The 17,299-nt window shown below is 40.6% G+C and carries 14 protein-coding genes and 1 pseudogene; 4 read left to right on the forward strand and 11 right to left on the reverse strand.

Annotated elements, in window-relative coordinates; all coding sequences use genetic code 11:
• The first annotated feature begins 639 nt into the window (after nucleotides 1–639).
• Nucleotides 640–1,944, forward strand: a complete 1,305-nt coding sequence (locus F6K40_RS30545; RefSeq protein WP_293141380.1) for a M16 family metallopeptidase — start codon at nucleotides 640–642, stop codon at nucleotides 1,942–1,944.
• A 61-nt stretch (nucleotides 1,945–2,005) separates the two neighbouring features.
• Here F6K40_RS30545 and F6K40_RS30550 read toward each other — a convergent pair whose 3' ends face one another.
• Nucleotides 2,006–2,302 carry a hypothetical protein gene (locus tag F6K40_RS30550; RefSeq protein WP_293141382.1) on the reverse strand — a complete coding sequence of 99 codons (297 nt, stop codon included), beginning with the start codon at nucleotides 2,300–2,302 and terminating at the stop codon, nucleotides 2,006–2,008.
• A 441-nt stretch (nucleotides 2,303–2,743) separates the two neighbouring features.
• Nucleotides 2,744–3,013: pseudogene (locus F6K40_RS41465) on the reverse strand (zinc ribbon domain-containing protein); the annotation flags it as partial.
• 4 nt (nucleotides 3,014–3,017) lie between these two features.
• On the opposite strand from F6K40_RS41465, the gene F6K40_RS41100 reads away from it, so the two are divergent.
• Nucleotides 3,018–3,203, forward strand: a complete 186-nt coding sequence (locus F6K40_RS41100; RefSeq protein WP_365673337.1) for a tetratricopeptide repeat protein — start codon at nucleotides 3,018–3,020, stop codon at nucleotides 3,201–3,203.
• A 406-nt stretch (nucleotides 3,204–3,609) separates the two neighbouring features.
• On the opposite strand, the gene F6K40_RS30560 is transcribed toward F6K40_RS41100, so the two are convergent.
• The 9 genes from F6K40_RS30560 to F6K40_RS30600 form a co-directional block, all read right to left on the reverse strand.
• Entirely contained in the window at nucleotides 3,610–3,735 is a 126-nt protein-coding gene (locus F6K40_RS30560; RefSeq protein ID WP_293141386.1) for a hypothetical protein, read from the reverse strand.
• A 556-nt stretch (nucleotides 3,736–4,291) separates the two neighbouring features.
• The gene (locus F6K40_RS30565) at nucleotides 4,292–6,067 is read right to left on the reverse strand and encodes a C-type lectin domain-containing protein (RefSeq protein WP_293141388.1); all 1,776 of its coding nucleotides are present in this window, start codon (nucleotides 6,065–6,067) and stop codon (nucleotides 4,292–4,294) included.
• Nucleotides 6,068–6,568: 501 nt separating this feature from the next.
• Nucleotides 6,569–7,816, reverse strand: a complete 1,248-nt coding sequence (locus F6K40_RS30570) for a S1 family peptidase (protein WP_293141390.1) — start codon at nucleotides 7,814–7,816, stop codon at nucleotides 6,569–6,571.
• Nucleotides 7,817–8,348: 532 nt separating this feature from the next.
• Nucleotides 8,349–9,011, reverse strand: coding sequence for a sugar transferase (locus tag F6K40_RS30575; protein WP_293141392.1), 663 nt, complete (start codon nucleotides 9,009–9,011; stop codon nucleotides 8,349–8,351).
• 141 nt (nucleotides 9,012–9,152) lie between these two features.
• A complete protein-coding gene (locus F6K40_RS30580) occupies nucleotides 9,153–9,875 on the reverse strand; it encodes a tetratricopeptide repeat protein (protein ID WP_293141394.1) in 723 nt (240 codons plus the stop codon).
• Between the two features lie 210 nt (nucleotides 9,876–10,085).
• Nucleotides 10,086–11,006 (reverse strand): hypothetical protein, encoded by a 921-nt coding sequence (locus F6K40_RS30585; protein WP_293141396.1) that lies wholly within the window; start codon nucleotides 11,004–11,006, stop codon nucleotides 10,086–10,088.
• 150 nt (nucleotides 11,007–11,156) lie between these two features.
• On the reverse strand, nucleotides 11,157–11,543 hold the full coding sequence (locus F6K40_RS30590; RefSeq protein ID WP_293141400.1) for an element excision factor XisI family protein: 387 nt from the start codon (nucleotides 11,541–11,543) through the stop codon (nucleotides 11,157–11,159).
• Between the two features lie 174 nt (nucleotides 11,544–11,717).
• Nucleotides 11,718–13,619: a PEP-CTERM sorting domain-containing protein gene (locus F6K40_RS30595; RefSeq protein ID WP_293141402.1), complete on the reverse strand. Its 1,902-nt coding sequence runs from the start codon at nucleotides 13,617–13,619 to the stop codon at nucleotides 11,718–11,720.
• A 296-nt stretch (nucleotides 13,620–13,915) separates the two neighbouring features.
• Entirely contained in the window at nucleotides 13,916–15,532 is a 1,617-nt protein-coding gene (locus F6K40_RS30600; protein ID WP_293141404.1) for a PEP-CTERM sorting domain-containing protein, read from the reverse strand.
• Nucleotides 15,533–15,688: 156 nt separating this feature from the next.
• Here F6K40_RS30600 and F6K40_RS30605 point away from each other — a divergent pair, with 156 nt between their 5' ends.
• Together F6K40_RS30605 and F6K40_RS30610 are read left to right on the forward strand one after the other, a co-directional pair.
• Nucleotides 15,689–15,838 carry a hypothetical protein gene (locus tag F6K40_RS30605; protein WP_293141406.1) on the forward strand — a complete coding sequence of 50 codons (150 nt, stop codon included), beginning with the start codon at nucleotides 15,689–15,691 and terminating at the stop codon, nucleotides 15,836–15,838.
• A gap of 766 nt (nucleotides 15,839–16,604) precedes the next feature.
• Nucleotides 16,605–17,299 (forward strand): AAA-like domain-containing protein (locus F6K40_RS30610; RefSeq protein ID WP_293141408.1); only part of this gene is annotated, 695 nt, incomplete at its 3' end.

Genomic DNA, 17,299 nt, shown 5'->3' on the forward strand with positions numbered 1-17,299 from the left:
CTTAACTGGGAACAGGGAATAGGGAATAGGGAATAGGAAACAGGGAATAGGAAATAGGAACAAATAAAGATAGGTGTACCTCACGATTGCTGAGAAACGGTATATCAAGTTCAGATATTATTTATTAATAAAATTTAAAGTCTTTACCGAAACAATTAAACAATTAAACAATTAAATAATTAGATAATTCAGGTTTAAAGCCTCCCCTTTCAAGGGGAAGAAAATAAATTTTTTCCTTTTAGTCAATCCTCTGCCTAAAAGGGAGAGGTAATTATCCATTATCCATTATCCATTATCCATTATCCATTATTGAACCTTTCCTTATTACTGAAAAACTAAGGTTTAAAATATGTAATTTAAAGAATAAAAAACATCCTTTTAACCAATCATATTTTCAAAAAAAGAGGTTATTTCAGTTATCAGTTAGTAGTGACACCTCGCGAAGTGTCACTACATCTCACCATTGGGATTAAAATGATTAAAATAATGAACCCAATATTTTTTTAATCCTTTTAAAAGGGTAGCTTTTCGACCTTATTTTTGGGTAACAATTAATAATTATTAATTATTAATTATTAATTGTTAATTATTGAATTCTGCTATATATATAGTGAAGATAAACAACAGATAAAATCAAGAATGACCTTAACTTTAGTCCCACCAACCCTCCCACATCTCAATGCTCCCACCATTCGTCAACTACCAAATGGACTAACTATCATTGCCGAACACCTACCAGTTGAAGCTGTCAACCTTAATATTTGGCTCAACGTTGGGTCCGCCTTAGAATCTGAATCAATCAACGGCATGGCCCATTTTCTCGAACATATGATTTTCAAAGGTACCCCTAAACTTCCGAGTGGCGAATTTGAACGTTTAGTAGAACAACAAGGTGCCGTAATGAATGCTGCCACCAGTCAAGACTACACCCACTTTTATATCACCACCGCTCCCAAAGACTTTGCTAAATTAGCACCTTTGCAATGGGAGGTACTCCTCAACCCCAGTATTGCTGAAGATCCTTTTCAACGAGAGCGATCTGTTGTACTTGAAGAAATTCGGCGCTCAAATGATAACCCTAACCGTCGTTGTTTCCGAAAAGTCATTGAAACTGCCTTTGAAAAATTACCTTATCGTCGCCCAGTATTAGGTCCGGCAGAAATTATTTCTCAACTACAAGCTCAACAAATGCGCGACTTTCACCGAACTTGGTATCAAGGGAATTCTATGACTGCTGCTGTAGTGGGAAATTTACCAGCAGAAGAATTAATTGATATTGTCACAGACTCATTTATAGAAGCTGACAATAGTCGCAATATTCCAGAAATACCACGATCGCCCAATATCAATCTAATACCAGAGTCACCTTTTACAGAAATAGTTCGCCATGAAGTAGTAGATGAAGCTCTTCAGCAACCAAGATTAATGATGGTTTGGCGCGTACCTGGGTTAACCGAATTACATGAAACTTATGCCTTAGATGTGTTGGCAACTATTTTGAGTCAGGGAAAAACATCTCGCTTCGTGCGTGACTTACGGGAAGAACGAGGTTTGGTTTATTCTATTGGCGTGAGTAACATGAGTCATCGTCATCAAGGTGTTTTCTATATTTCCGCCAGACTGCCAGAAGAAAATTTAGCTGAAGTCGAAGCAGCGATCGCTCATCACATTCATACTATCCAACAAGAGTCGGTGACAGAAACAGAAATGAAGCGTATTCGGACATTGGTAGCGAATAGATTTATTTTTGCCAATGAGACACCAAGCGATCGAGCAAATTTATATGGTTATTATCATTCAATGGTGGGAGACTTAGCATCTGCGCTCAATTATCCTCAGAATATTCAGGCGCTTGAGTCATCAGATATTCAACAAGCAGCATTGAAATATTTATCTGTTGATGCTTATGGAGTATTAGTGTTTCGACCTACTAAGTCTGCGTAAAAAATAAAATCAGGTAGGATGCGTTTCGGTTGTCGCCGACATCAAAAGGCGGTAATAATATTTATTTGTGGCGAATAATATCATGTCCGGTAGCATCGTTTGTGTATAGAAGTCCTAAGTGTATCTCTAGAAAAGAGGGAGTAGGGAGTAGGGGAGTAGGGGAGTAGGGGAGTAGGTATTGCTCATTCATTGTCTGAGCTAGAATATTTACAACCCTACATTTTTTGAGTCCTGTACGGACCACACGGACCACACGGACCACACCTTCCACACCTCCCAAATGGGTTCTATAAAATCTAAGGTAATAATGGGGAAAAGCTTCTGCCTCCCCCCTTTCAAAGCTATGCTTTATAAACATTTTTCTCTTTTCATAAAACTTGACAACATAGACAAGTTATGATCAAGCCCCTCAAAGGCTTTTTTTGGGAGAAAAATGTGTTGAAAAATACATTTTAGGGAACAGGGAACAGGGAACAGGGAACAGGGAAGAATAATTGATAATTTATGGATAAGAATTGATTTAATTTTTTATTTTTGGAGATGTCTATTATAAGCACGAGTATTTTGATGAAATTTATTAACATGGAGCAACACCTACCAAACTTAGGTTAGTACACTATAGTTATATATAGTTTCAGGGCCCAATTTTTGATAATGATACTTGTCTTGAGGAGTTGGAGGAGCAAGTGCGACCGCTATATCGCTCTCTATTTTTAAACGCTTGCTCTATCTTACCATACGCTATATATAGTGTCTTTGCGTAAGTCCTGTCTCAATAAGATTGACAACCCACTTGTCACGGGCAATCATAAGTTCTCAGATGCAAGGGCATATCTTGGACATGACCACAGTAGGAGCAAGTTTTTGATGATGGAAAAAATCTATCAACTACCCAGAGCTTCAGAACCGTACCATTCGCACTTATATCCAAGCTGTCTTCTAAACTCATAAAATCACTATCTGCTATCTGATTTCGCCAGCTTATGATTGCGTAACATTCCGCTTACATTGTCATACTTCTATGACAACTCTGCCGTGGTTCAAGGCTTAAGTATGTTGTCAGTTTATGAAGATTGCAGGCGGGTAAATTAGACGATGCCCAGAAAGAGTATCAAAGACTCATCAAATTAAAACCCAATTTTGCTTGGAATTACTATTACTTGGGGCAGTTGTTTTTTAAACAAGGGAAATGGCAGGATGCAGTTACCCAATATAGAAAGGCAATTAAACTCAATCCTAATTCTGCAACAGCCTTGTAGGGGCGAGCAAGCGAATCGCCCCTACTTGTGATTGGTCATCATTCCTGATACATTCAGGTCTTCTATTACTATCTGGTTGTGGTTTTTAGCCTGCTGAGGTTGTTAGTTTATGCAACGTATCTTTCCTGATGTTAGCTATTCTCAGCAATGTAACTGAGCTATTTTTAGCTGTGCTTTTTTCCAGTTAGCATGAAAATTTGGTTTTATGCCTGTTTAGGTATTGCTTTTCAGATAGTTTAGATTCTAACTTTTTGTAAGATTTAGCTCCATCAAACACGAACCCTGTTGACAATGTTGCCAAAGTTTTAATTCCTAAATCTACACCAACTACATCTACTGATTTCTCAGTAATTTGACAAACTCTATCTACTTTGAAGCTGACAAACCATCTATCAGCTTTCCTGGCTTAAGTTACAGATTTAGGAGTTACATTATCTGGTAAAACTTCATAAGTTTTCACCCATCCAATTCGAGGTAGTTTTATACGATTAAAACCTACCGATCTTGAACCATAAGCGAGTAAAACTATCATCTCTACCTTTTTTCTTAAATTTAGGTTGACCAGACACTTTGGTAAAGCAGCGTTTCCAAGAGTAAAGATAAATATCTCAAAGCATATTGGGGTGCAGACTCAAGATACTTCATAGTACCAATAGTTATGTTTGTTTAACCATTGCTACTAAAAGTTTATGCAGGTCGATAGATGTGGGAAATTTAAGTTTACCATCAGGATTATTAGAATTGTGAGTTAGGATATTTCTAGTTAACCATAATCCCCAATTCCAAGCGTGACGAGCTACAAAGCGCGTGTTTAGCGAGTAAGGTTTTTTGTTGCTTATTTGGGTACAGTTCAGCGCATGAATCCAAGTAGCATAAACAGATAATCCCAGATTTTTATAGATAATACCAGATTTTAGCCAACAGTTACAAGCCCCCGGGGGATCAAAGCCTCTCTCCTCGTAGGAGAGAGGTTTGGAGAGAGGTTTTTATGAGTTTACAAACAGTTTCTTAGAAAATAGGCTATCCATAGAGGGCAAATACCATTTGCCACTACGAGAGATGGTGCTTCTGCGTAAGTCCTGTATTTATTACCCTTTACGCTGGCGTAGACGGGAACAGACACCCAAAGCACCAAGAGTTAACAGACCGAAAACTGAACCTGGTTCGGGAACGTCTTCTGCTTCCGCTGTAAAAGAACCGTAAGCGAAACCCCCGTCGCCGTCTGAGACTCGCAAATTCATAGCATAAAGGCCGGGATTTGAGAACGACCATTCGCCGCTGCTGCCTGTAAAGTCATCAAATAAACCGTCCCCATCAAAATCCCAATCAAAGGTAAGAATGTCGTTAATACCTGGATCTGTCGCCGTTGCAGCAAAATTGAATGTGGTGTTGGTATCAATAGTGAAATCCTCGGTTAAGCTGGTAATGATAGGGTCGAGGTTGTTGACTGTTAAGGTTCTCGCAAAGATGTTACTGTTACCACCATCGTCATCTCTTGCTTGACCTCTATAGGTAAAGGTTCCCTCGTCTGCAAATACCCCCAGATTAGTCCTGACGAAACGGTTGCCAGAAGTTCGGGTATCGGTGCCGATATTTTGGTTGTTCAGGAAAAAGGATATGGCGTCAGCACCGGGATCGGTGGCAAATAGTTCTGCAAATGCCGAGTCGCCCTCGTTGATGACTGCGTTGGATAGGTTAAAACCCTGTAAAGTCGGAGCTACGTTTCGGACTGTTAAGGTTTGGGTGCGGGTGTTACTGATGCCACCATCATCATCTCTTGCCTGACCTGTGTAGGTAAAGCTTCCATTGTCTGCAAATACCCCCAGATTTTTATTGATGACACGATTGCCAGAAGTTCGGTAATCAGTGCCGATATTTTGGTTGTTCAGGAAAAAGGATATGCTGTCAGCGCCGGGGTCAGTGGCAGATAGTTGTACAGACGCTGACTGGCCTTCATTGATGACCGTGTTGGACAGGTTAAGATTCCGCAGAGTTGGAGCTACGTTTTGGACGTTTACGGTTCTGGTGATTCTTTGGCTAGTAACACCGTCTTCATCTCTTACTTGTGCGGTCTGGGTGTAAGTGCCATCGTCAGCAAACGGACCTAATGCCACTGTTGTGGATGCGTTGCCAGAACTTACCGATGGAGTCCTGGTGCTTACTTTATGATTATTAACTAAGAAGTCGAGAACATCTAGGTCTGCATCCTGAGCAGATAATGTTGCCGAGACCGACTGCCCTTCAAAAATATTGATGTTTCCATTCCGACCGTTGAGGAAAAACGATTCAAGTGTCGGAACAGTTTCTATTTTAATACCGCCGTACTCAACAAAATAGCCTACGTTATTAGCTTCTACGGGATGCTTCCAACCCCAAGCTCGCGCCACATCGTTTGGCAGGTCATTCCAAGTACCACCCCCATGTTTCCAAATATGAGCATAGTCTTCGGTGTTGCTTAACAACTCGTTAGGTTCTCCTGGATGAAAATTGTTGTAACCAAGTGGCGTGCCGTTTTGCCAAAATACTCGTCCCGCTTCTGGACCTGTCACCCACCGCCAGGTTCCGTCTCTTCCAGCATCACTGGCACCGATCCATCCACCCCAGTTAGAGACACCAAATCTGGAAACGATAAAGTTCTGTTCTGCTGAGGAGGTGATGGTTGCCAGATATCCCTGCAAACCTCGATAAGAGCGACTTTCTGCCTGTGACTTGGCTTGACTCCAACTGTATCCACCACTAACGAATTCGTAGTAATGACCTGTAGAGGAATTGTACAAGATGCTAGCAGTGGCTGGTTTTCCCATTGCTAAAGCGATAAGTGTTGCTCCAAGGGAAGCTATAACTCGTTTGGTTTTGTAAATCATAGAATTGTTTTTTCCTTTATATAGTTTTTTTCACATTTCTATAAAGTCATTTATATTGAGGAGCAAAATTTATGCACCTAAACAAGAAACCGGGTTTATTGTCCTAATTATTTTCAAACCAGGAAATTTCGCCGATCAACCCGGTTTCTGGGTTCGCCTGCGTAAGTCCTGACTATAATTCCAATGGCCTGCCTATGCAACGCCCCCAAACTACCCTGGGTAAATTGAAGAAAAGCTTCATAGATTTCTCCATAAAAATAGTAATACCTCTGGAAAGATATGGTTGTAAATAACTTAGTTGTCAATAATAAACCATCAAGAGAAAAAAAAGTTGTCGAAGATCGAAAACTTTTTTTGATAAATCTAAAAATTAGTCATAGCAATACATTCAGCATAAATTGAGTTAAAATCGACAACAGTATTTTTTAACCTTGTCGAAGATCGACAACATAAACGATCGCTAATGATGTAAGATCGGCAATTACTTTTTCTTTTTGACTTTTAGTTTTTTCTTTTTGACTTTTGTTTTACATATAGCGCTATACCAAATACCAAAATCCCGTAATTTATATTGGGTTCGGGAACCTTTTTAACAGGTGTTTCTTTCAAATCTCGATCTATATAATCCTGATAATTTTCAAAACCCCAATCAGCGATCGCTACTACCCCATTTGATTCATCAAAAGAATCATCTTGTTGCGCTCTATTTGGAGTCAGATTCTCTGGAAATTCGTTACCAGTTGTGCTAAAACTCATTGGGAAAAAATTGTTAGTCTCCAATGTTTCCATTGCCCACATAGCACCATTAATCCAATCAATATATGATGAAACACGAGTGGAACCAACAACATCAGAGTAGCTTGAATTATTCCAACCATCATTTCGCCCCCACCCAAAAGAGTTGATACCAGCAATATGACCATTAATAAATAATCCGCCTCCACTATCTCCAGGAGCAATGACATATTCTAAGTCCAGAGGAATAGTGTCTGGTTTGGTAGGATCTGATCTGAAGGGACTATCGAAATCTGAGAACAACAAGCTCTCAGATAATCCCAAACTACTACCAAGTTCAACAATATTTTGACCTGCTCTTTTCGTACCTTTTGTATTGGGTAAATAACCTGTGAAACCGTTGCCTGTAGCTCCGAAGCCAACATAAGTTCCTATTTCTTCGGATTCATCAAAACCTGTGAATAGGGGAGCTAACGGTAGGTGTAAAACAGGAGTTTCCAGACGCAATACAGCAAGATCGTACCCTGCAGCAAAGTCTCTACCGCTAGAAAACCAACCCCGATGGGCAGTAGTATTTGTTACCGAATAGGGAACACCATCTGCCCAGAAAGTAGCATTGAGTAAAGTTTGGTCGTTGGGGTCGATACAGTGTGCTGCCGTAAGAATGTAATTGGGATCAATGAGAGTGGCAGAGCAGAGATGTTCATCAGAGGAGAATTTTGTGTCGAGATAACCGACACTGGGAAATAGTTCTGCTAAGGTAGTATATTGCTCGTCGGCGCGATCGTGACGGATGGTGCCTGCATGGGCAATGTTATTGAAGCAGATGGTTGCTATTAAAAGAGGAATTGCGGAAATTAAGCGGTTAATCATTAGACTTCTTGTAGAAGTCAGGGAATAGGGAATAGCGGTGCGACCCCGCGACGACGACAGTCGCAAGGGAACGCGCACCAAGAGAGGGAATAGGGAATAGAGGGAGGAAATTGTTGATTTCAGATCTTGAATTGATTTCATTATTTTTTAGCAAGAGATCTATTGTTCAATAGTTAGGGAATAAGGAATAGGGAGTTGTAATTAAGAGAAAGTAATTTTGCAATTACTGTATAACCGGATTCTATATTAACCTTCATTATGTCATTGCGAGGGGGGCGGGAATAGTAGTAATATAGCTTGCCAACTGCTCAACCCCCCGTGGCAATCTGGGATTGCTTCGGCTAGTTTAATTGTTTTCTCTGAAGGTTAACTGTTAATATTAACGCCTCGCAATGACAAGTTATATCATGTCTCTTTGAATAATCGCAATAAAAAACTTAGGGAGTAGGGAGCAGGGGAAAATTTGAAAAATATTCTCGCGTTCAAGAGAAGAACGTTTTTATTATGGCTAATTAATGAGACTTGAGCAGGACTTACGCAAATTCTTAGAAAATACGCTATCCCTAGAGGGCTTTCTTCCATTTGCCCCTACTAGATGTAGTGGTTATGCGTAAGTCCTGTTGATCTAACTTCTGATAACTGATAACTGATAACTGATAACTGGAATGACTTCTTAACATGCTCCTGATTTATTCAAGACAACCCAGATAGTTTTCCAGATTAATTCTAGATCGTATGCAATAGACCATTGTTGCTGATATTTCAAATCCATACGCACTACTTCTTCAAAATCTTTGACATGGGAACGACCATTTACCTGCCATTCTCCAGTAATGCCTGGTTTCACCTCTAGTCTTTGCCAGTGATGTGTTTGATACAGTTTGACTTCATCAATAGTAGGAGGGCGAGTTCCGACTAAACTCATTTCTCCTTTGAGAACATTCCAAAATTGGGGTAATTCGTCTAAACTGCTCTTACGGAGGAAACGACCAATGTTGGTTATTCTGGGATCGCATTCGTTTTTAAACATATTTCCCTGAGCTTCGTTTTTAACTAAATGCTTGAATTTTTCTGCATCAACAATCATTGAACGAAATTTTCTGATGTGGAAAGTTTGCCCCAAAAAACCACATCGCACTTGAGTAAAAAATAACGGACCGGGATTATCAAGTTGGATGAAAATAGCGATGGGAATGGCGAGTATTGCTGTAATAATTAATCCTACTAATGCACCAAAAATGTCAATTAAACGTTTGGTTTTGCTGGTGACAGATGGATGAGTTGTTTGTCCATAAGGATTAGCTGAGTGCTGATGTTGTAAAGCTAGAGTATTCATAATTTTAACTTTAATATTAACGGGAAGTTTGGTATCTCGAACCTTGCACCCTTGGGAGTGAGAAACCGGGTTGGTGCTAGTAGATGTCGGTTAGGCAAAATATCTAAATACAAACCCGCTTTCTGAGCAGTCTCCAAAATATTAATTGCTTTGTTCAATTTTGGAAACAATAGCTAGTAACTCCTGTTGAGACTGAGTGTTTCCTTGCTGTTGATACAAGTCTGCTGCTTGGCGGTAATCAGCGATCGCTTGTTCTAGGTTTCCTTGTTGATAATAAAGGTTGGCTCGGTTGGAGTAAATTTGAGGTATGTCAGGGTTGATTTTGATAACTTGAGTATAGTCAGCTAAAGCGTTTTGGTAATTTTTTACTGCATGATGTAGTGTTGCCCTGTTGCCATAGATTTTGATTTCAGTGTTTTTATCGGGAGCAAATTCTAATGCTTTGTTGTAGTCTGCTAATGCTCCTTTGAAGTCTGTTAGTTGTTGACGAGCGTAAGCACGGTTGTAATAAGCGTCTGCCATTTCGGGCTCGATTTTTATGGCTTGGTTATAGTCTTTGATTGCTTCTTCATAATTTTTGGCTTGGAAATGGGCGTTTGCTCGATTATTGTATAAATTGGCATCATTGGGGTCTTTTTCAATGGCTGTGTTGTAATCAGCGAGTGCCCCTTGGTAATTTTTCTGAGCTACTTTTTCTACTGCGCGATCGTTAAGAGCTTCTACTTCGCTTATTTTTTGACAAGCTACGTTTACGCTAGTGACTGTAGTAGCTATTACGAGAATGACAATTGTTTCGTAGATTTTGTTCATAATTTTTGTAGTTGGTAATTGGATAGTTTCTTGTTGGTAGGGGTGAATGGCCATTCGCCCCAGGGGCAGATCTAATTTGTCTCTGAATAGAGCGATCGCTATTAGATGTAGGTTAGGTTAAGCGATAGCGCAACCCAACAAATCCAGTTGTATTTGTTGTTGGGTTTATCCTACGGATAAGCTCCGCTTTTCATGTCGAGGAGCGTTAACGGAGTTGTGCGTTAGCTAAACGTTCCTCAACCCAACCTACGGGATATCTAATTCTTAAATGCGACATTTGTATTTGAATAGAGCGATCGCTCCTAAACCGACTATTGCAACTGTGCTTGTTGGTTCGGGAACTTTTTCTCTTTCCTGCCGCAAAGTGCTACCGTCAGCTTCGGAGGCAGTGACAATAGTCACAGCATAACCAGGACGAGAACCAGCATCATTAATAGATAAGTAACCAGGAATATTTTTGTCGAAAACAGTGTGAGCGGAACCACGCCAGTTGCTTAAACCTGCGGTGGTTAAGCCTTCGTTTACGGGAAATTCGGATGTTTCTGTGGGAATCACAACACTGTCGTCCCCAACATAGGAAACATAACCTTCTAATTCATTCTTCAAAAAAGACTTCTCATTTAACCACCACCGTTGACGAAATAATGGTACATTTGGGTTTCCATGACCATCAGGCAAAACAACAATACCCATGCCCTCTCCACTACCTGCCCAGTTAACGGCATTGATTAAAAATCCCAGGGGACCATTAGGGCGGGGACCAACGTTAAAACTATAGTGATGATCTGCATCCTGACCGCTTAAGAAAGTACGGTTGCCCCTAGCTGCGGATATTGCCTCTTTGTTATTTAAAATCCTAGTAGGATCGAAGTTAAACGCCTGAGTTTGCGTTTGAACTTTTGAACCAGTTCCGATCGCCAAAACATCATAATCAGAAAAGTTAGGTGTAGGATCTTGGGGATTCCAGAAAGTGAGATTCCAATCTAAACTGCCGTCGCCTTCGGGGTCGTATGTTGGTGCTAGAGCAGCTATTTCTGAGATTGTGGAATTGTAAGCATTTGTATGACCATACCACAGAACATTAAGGGATGCAGCATTAGCAACGGAGGCCGAAAACAGACCGAAAGTAGTAGCAACAGCTAAGATTGCTTGATTGATTAGGCGATGTTTTTGATTATTTATCATTATCTAATAATGTTAGATTTAGGTTGAATTAAGCGACACCGCAACCCAACAAAAAAAGAGTAAAGGTGCATTGTAATAGTCGTGCATTGTCATTATTTTTGTTACGAGAACAGTGGGAGCATCTTGCTCCCGTGCAGGAAATTCCTTGTTTCACGCCATTTTTATTGGTCTAAAAGTTGATTTATGATTTCCATTGAATAATTTTCTCCATAGAGGATAAAAAGGAACTACAATTCTATCTTTAGGTACTCCAGCGACAATAAGTTCCTCTGTCATACCATTTTCGGTATGATCGTAGTGAATCCAAATTTGATCGATGCGAATTTCAGCATGGACAATAGTACCACATACACGGCGGCCATTTTTCCATCCTTTATAGACTAAGAGAAAATGGTTGCCATCTGTACTAACGCTGGGGTATTTTTTCACATCGCCATAATCGCCATAGTGGTAAGGAGTATCGGCGTGGTATTGCAACATTTTCATCAGTGTTTCACGCCATTTTTTCAGGTCTAAGAGTTGATTTGTGGTTTCCATTATACATCTCCATAAAATAGGGAACAGGGAACGATAAACAGGAATAAGTAGAGATTAATTGATGCTTTATAGATAATAATTGATTTTATCTTGGATTTTTGGAGAAGTCTATTTAATAATTTCTTTAAGTTTGGTTTGGTAGGGATGAATGACCATTTGCTTCGACATATATAATTAACTACGACGTTGACGTTTATAGCCAAATAAAGCGATCGCTGCCATTCCTACCATTACCATTGTGCTAGGTTCGGGAACTGATTCTGGTTCGGGACTAGGAGTTAGTTTGGGCAATAACTTAGCATTAACAGGAGAATTAAATATGTTATCTGCGGGATTCAAAAATGCACCAGTAATTCCTGCGCTAAATTCCCCAGCAAACAGAGCAATAGGTTCATCTCCTCCTGTAGAATTGATAGTTTGAGTTGCCAGGGAATTCCTAGCAGAAAAACCACTGACAATAGTTGTGTCATAATTAACAGAAGAATATTCCGTAACCTGATAAGAGTCTTGAGCAAATAATCGGTTGGAGCGCTCTACACCAGTATTTTGCTCAAAAATCTGGAAGTCAGCATTGGGATCTGTATCAATAGGGGTACGAACAAGGTTTACTGCACCGAAAGCATACTCATTCCCAGTATCGGGGGTGCCAATCGGGTTGCCATCAATACCAAGGAGATTCCAGTTGAAAGAAATTACCTCTCCTTCGTCGAAATCATCTATTGTAACAACGAAACCATCTAGAACATTATTACCATCGTCAACGGTTTCCAAGTCAGCAATTTTGGGAGTACCAAAGAAAGGGTTGGAGTTACCAACAACTTCACAACCAGGAACTAAAGCGCAAGCATCAGGAGTGTTTCTCTCTCCCACACCGAGCAAGTCGCGGTTTGGTATTGCTCCGTTGACAGAGGTGTTAAAATCAAACTGACTGGCATCCCATTGAATTGCTGTATCAGTTGATTGAACTACTTTACCAGTGTTAATAAATGGTTGATTTCCAGGTAGGGGTTCTGCATCAGGACCATTAGGACGACCGTTATTATCAATTCCTGCTCCTGCAAAAGAGGGTCTTTTGTCGATTATGGGAAAATAATCTGTTCCTTCATTGAGGGCAATACGAACTCCTGCAGCAGGTTGGTCAGACCAGTTGAGAACTTCAAAGGCGAGTTGAAATTTATCGCCTTCTGGATCGTCTTCCACGGCTTTAATATCAGTGAATCGGAACTGGTAGACTGGAGGGAATTTGGTTTCAGGTGCTTGCCGTTGCTGAATATCTCGGACGTTGATGTCAATAAATGCGTTTGTGAAAGAGGTTGTAGTTAAACCACCAGTTCGCAGTTGGTTCAAGTTCCATGCTGCACCACCACCGGCAAGAGCTAAGTCTACATAATCTGGTTCGGTATTGAAAAAACTACTGGTGACAATACCATTTAGGGATGGAAGTTGGGTACTCGTGTATCCACCTCTACCGTCAGCAATATAAGCATTTGCTTCATGGTTAACTCCAATGGCATTATTTACGAAGTTGGCGTTGACTATAGCATTCAATAAAATATCATCTTCAGTGTTTTCAGTTCCTCGTTGTAATCCTGTTAGGATATTGGTGGAATTGAGACTAGAGTTGCCATTATCGCGATCTTCGTCTGTTACTAGGATGAAGCTAACAGCAGCATCTTCCCGAAATGTATAGTTATTCAGAGCAAAGTCAATGGCAGAATAACCATCTTCAAATCCACCAGATACCAGTAAGTTATTGGTTGCAGTCGCAAATTCAGCAGAAGTGCCAAACTTGGCTCCACCTACAGGTACAGATCGCCCCAAGAAGTCCGGGCGACTACTACCAAATCCAACAAGACCAAAGCGTTGACCTGTGAGACCTTGGGTTTGCAGAACTGCATCTAGTTGTGGAATCATGTTGCCGATCCATTCTTGTTCGCCGGACATAGAAACTGATTCATCGATAATAACGACTACATCACTGCTTCGTAAGCTGGCGGCAGTTGCAGCAGGAATTCCTGCAATTAAGAATGCTAGGTAGAAAGTCCCAGTTTGTAAGTATTGGTTCTTAAGATTCATTAGTTTTGTCTGTTGCTACCGTACATAAGAAACCGGGTTTATGGAGGGTAGATTTTAGTATAATGGGGTATTTAATCAACCCGGTTTCTCTACTTTTTTATACCGTTGCTACCGGATTTTATAAATTAACCATGACGTTTGTATTTAAAGATAGCGATCGCTACTAAACTGACCATTCTGAACATTGTCAAAAATCGACAGGGAAGATAAATCTTGTCAATATTCGACAAAAAATGTATAATTTTCGGTTTTGTAGGGGCTTGCTGGCCATTTGCCCCTACATACTATATATATGATTAACTGCGACGTTGACGTTTATAGCCAAGTAAAGCGATCGCTGTCAATCCTACCATTGCCATTGTACTAGGTTCGGGAACTGACTCTGGTTCTAGGTCACCGGAACCAACTCCACTAGAGCCACCGGAACCGGAACCGCCAGAACCGCCAGAACCAACAGAGCCGGAACCACCGGAACCGCCAGAACCAACAGAGCCGGAACCACCGGAACCGCCAGAACCGCCAGAACCAACAGAGCCGGAACCACCGGAACCGCCAGAACCGCCAGAACCAACAGAGCCGGAACCGCCAGAACCGCCAGAACCAACAGAGCCGGAACCGCCAGAACCGCCAGAACCAACAGAGCCGGAACCACCGGAACCACCGGAACCACCGGAACCGCCGGAACCACCGGAACCGCCGGAACCACCGGAACCGCCGGAACCTACTCCACCGGAACCACCTACTCCACCGGAACCACCGGAACCGCCAGAACCTACTCCACCGGAACCACCGGAACCGCCAGAACCGCCAGAACCGCCAGAGCCACCGGAACCGCCAGAACCAGAGTTACTAGCTACTAATTGAGCATTCACAGGAGTACCAAAAATGTTATCCGCAGGGTTCAAAAATTCACCAGTAATTGCTGCCCCAAATTCTGCAGCAAACAGAGCAATAGGTTCATCTCCTCCTGTAGAAATATCTTGAGTTTCCACGATATTCGTAGCAGACAAACCACCTGCAATAGTCGTGTCATAATTAACAGGAGAAAATTCCGTAACCGTATGAGAATTTTCAGCAAATAATCGTTTGGAGCGCTCTACACCAGTATTTGGCTCAAAAATTCGGAAATCAGCATCAGGATCTGCATCGATAGGTATGCGGGCAATATTCACTGTACCGAAACCATAATCATTAGTATCTCCAATACGGTCGCCAGCAACATTAAGGAGATCCCAGTTGAAAGAAAGTACCTCTTGTTCATCGAAATCATCTACTGTGATAACGAAACCATCCAGAACATTATTACCATCATCAACGGTATCCCAGTCAGCAACTTGAGGATTATTGCCGACAACTCGACAACCAGGAACTAAAGCGCAAGCACCAGGGGTGTTTCTTGGTCCAACACCAAGCAAGTCCCGGTTTGGTATTGGTCCTTCAGTAAAGGTATCAAAGTTAAGCTGACTGGCATCCCATTGAATCGCTGTGTCAGTTGATTGCACTACACTACCAGTGTTGCTAAACAATTGATTTCCTGGTAACGGGTCTGCGTCAGGACCAAGAGGGCGACCATTACCGTCAACTCCTGCACCAGCAAAAGTGGGTGCTGTACCATCAAGACCTCGTGTTCCTTCGTTGAGGGCAATACGGACACCTGCAGCAGCTTGGTTGGACCAGTTGAGAACTTCAAAGGCAATTTGAAATTTATCTCCTTCTGGATCGTCTTCCACAGCTTTAATATCAGTGAACCGGAAGCAGAAGACTGGAGGTAATACAGTTAAAGGTGGTGGCGCAGGTGGTGGATCTGCTAGAGCGACTTTAACTCCTAGACCACAAGTTGAAGCGATCGCTGCTAAAATTGCTTGAGTTAAACTTGTTAAGCGATGTGTTTGATGATTTTTTGGATTACTCATAGTTACTTCTGTGAATATGATCGAAAAAACAATAAGTTTTTGAGATTTCTAAGAAAATTTCCTGATTTTTTTCAGTAATTTGCTCAGGTATGTAAGTATTCAGCTATTAGCATTCAGTATTCAGCTATTGCCTGTATAATCCTATACATTGGTGTCATGCAGCGTTTTCCTACGGAATATGTTGGCGCAGCAGTCCAGCACGGAAAAGCGAAGTTTTCCGGTGGCAAAACAGCTATTGAAGGTAATAACTTAGTATGGTTAGATGATGACCAATTTTATTTCCTGAGTCATGCAGCGCAAACATAACTATTGTATAAAATCCGGTTAAACAGTCGTCCGCAGCGACGATATTAAGCAATCTCCGTGTGCCCCTGAAGTTGCTTTCTTTCACAAGTTATAGTCGCAATGACCAAAAAATCAGGTCTCAAGTCTCCCCCTTTCAAGGGGATGAAAAAACAGGTTCAATATTTCAATCCCAATACTTCAGGTAGAGGTACTGATAACTGATAACTGATAACTGATAACTGAAATGACTAGGGTATACAGGACTTACCCAGGCGAACCCATAAACTGGTTTTTTTGTCAATATTTATTGTGGAAAACAACGATTTATCCTAAAAACCTGGTTTATTTGCGTAAGTCCCAGTAATTATCCGGATGTAATATTACAGGAGCTACCCATGAGGTAGGAAAAATTAGGATTTGAGATTGCTTCCCTGTCGGTTGCAATGATAAAATAGGTTGTACCCGTAAACCCTATTTTAATTGGCCTTTCATAGCTGATGCCTGAATGCTTACTAAGGTCTACTAAAGAAGTACGACTGCTTAAATACTTAACTGTCAAATAGTGGGACCTCAGTAAAAATCCGATTGTTTACAATCTCATTATTTAGAATAGCAGAGGCGAACAAAAAAAAGTTGTCGATGATCGACAACTTTGGTTGACTTTAATTAGACATCTTGAAGAATTATTACAGAGTAAGCGATTCAGCATCATAGAGAGTTACAATTTGCCAAGGAATTTTAAAAGTTGTCGATGATCGACAACATTAGTGAGCAGGATGGTGTTATAATGACTTCTTATATACTTACAAAAGCAGGACACGAGAAAGTTCAAAAAATTTATCAAGAGAACAGCTTTAGTGAAATTAGCAAAAAAGCTGATTTACATCGGACTACTGTGAGCAAAATCATTGTTGGAAACGAAGGAGTTAGCTCAAAAAGTATCAAAATATTTTCTAACTACGTTACTACTAATTATCCATTCTCTTTTGAAGAATGTTTTGACTATGAAGAATGTGAAAATAAATCCAGAAAAATCAAAAAATCTAATCCTGTACAAGATACTAATTCACCACACTATATCCAACGCCTATTAATCGAGCAAAAAATTTATAAAAGTCTGTTATCAACCAACTATATCCTCAGAATCAAAGCACCTAAAAAGATGGGGAAAACTATGTTGATAAATCGATCGTTAGAGAAATTAAAAGCAAAGAAAAAATACCGAATTGTATCTATTAGTTTTCAGGAAGCTGACAATAGCCATTTATCCGAATTGAATAAATTGTTGCGTTGGTTATGTGCCAATGTTAGTAGTCAATTAGAACTACCTGTTAAATTAGATGACTGGGATAATTTAACTAAAGAATTCGGCAGTAAAGTGACCTGTAATAACTACTTTGAAAAGTATTTATTGCCAGAATTAAAATGCCCTATGGTTTTATTTTTAGATAATTTAGAATTGCTTCGTATCAACGAAATCGA

Source organism: Okeania sp. SIO3I5, assembly GCF_010672085.1.
In the GTDB taxonomy this organism is placed as follows: domain Bacteria; phylum Cyanobacteriota; class Cyanobacteriia; order Cyanobacteriales; family Microcoleaceae; genus Trichodesmium.

Bases quoted from the DNA above. Each gene is read 5' to 3' on its own strand.
- F6K40_RS30545 (WP_293141380.1), top strand. From the start codon at position 640: ATGACCTTAACTTTAGTCCCACCAACCCTCCCACATCTCAATGCTCCC.
- F6K40_RS30550 (WP_293141382.1), bottom strand. From the start codon at position 2,302: ATGTTTATAAAGCATAGCTTTGAAAGGGGGGAGGCAGAAGCTTTTCCC.
- F6K40_RS30560 (WP_293141386.1), bottom strand. From the start codon at position 3,735: ATGATAGTTTTACTCGCTTATGGTTCAAGATCGGTAGGTTTTAATCGT.
- F6K40_RS30565 (WP_293141388.1), bottom strand. From the start codon at position 6,067: ATGATTTACAAAACCAAACGAGTTATAGCTTCCCTTGGAGCAACACTT.
- F6K40_RS30570 (WP_293141390.1), bottom strand. From the start codon at position 7,816: ATGAAATCAATTCAAGATCTGAAATCAACAATTTCCTCCCTCTATTCC.
- F6K40_RS30575 (WP_293141392.1), bottom strand. From the start codon at position 9,011: ATGAATACTCTAGCTTTACAACATCAGCACTCAGCTAATCCTTATGGA.
- F6K40_RS30580 (WP_293141394.1), bottom strand. From the start codon at position 9,875: ATGGCCATTCACCCCTACCAACAAGAAACTATCCAATTACCAACTACA.
- F6K40_RS30585 (WP_293141396.1), bottom strand. From the start codon at position 11,006: ATGATAAATAATCAAAAACATCGCCTAATCAATCAAGCAATCTTAGCT.
- F6K40_RS30590 (WP_293141400.1), bottom strand. From the start codon at position 11,543: ATGGAAACCACAAATCAACTCTTAGACCTGAAAAAATGGCGTGAAACA.
- F6K40_RS30595 (WP_293141402.1), bottom strand. From the start codon at position 13,619: ATGAATCTTAAGAACCAATACTTACAAACTGGGACTTTCTACCTAGCA.
- F6K40_RS30600 (WP_293141404.1), bottom strand. From the start codon at position 15,532: ATGAGTAATCCAAAAAATCATCAAACACATCGCTTAACAAGTTTAACT.
- F6K40_RS30605 (WP_293141406.1), top strand. From the start codon at position 15,689: ATGCAGCGTTTTCCTACGGAATATGTTGGCGCAGCAGTCCAGCACGGA.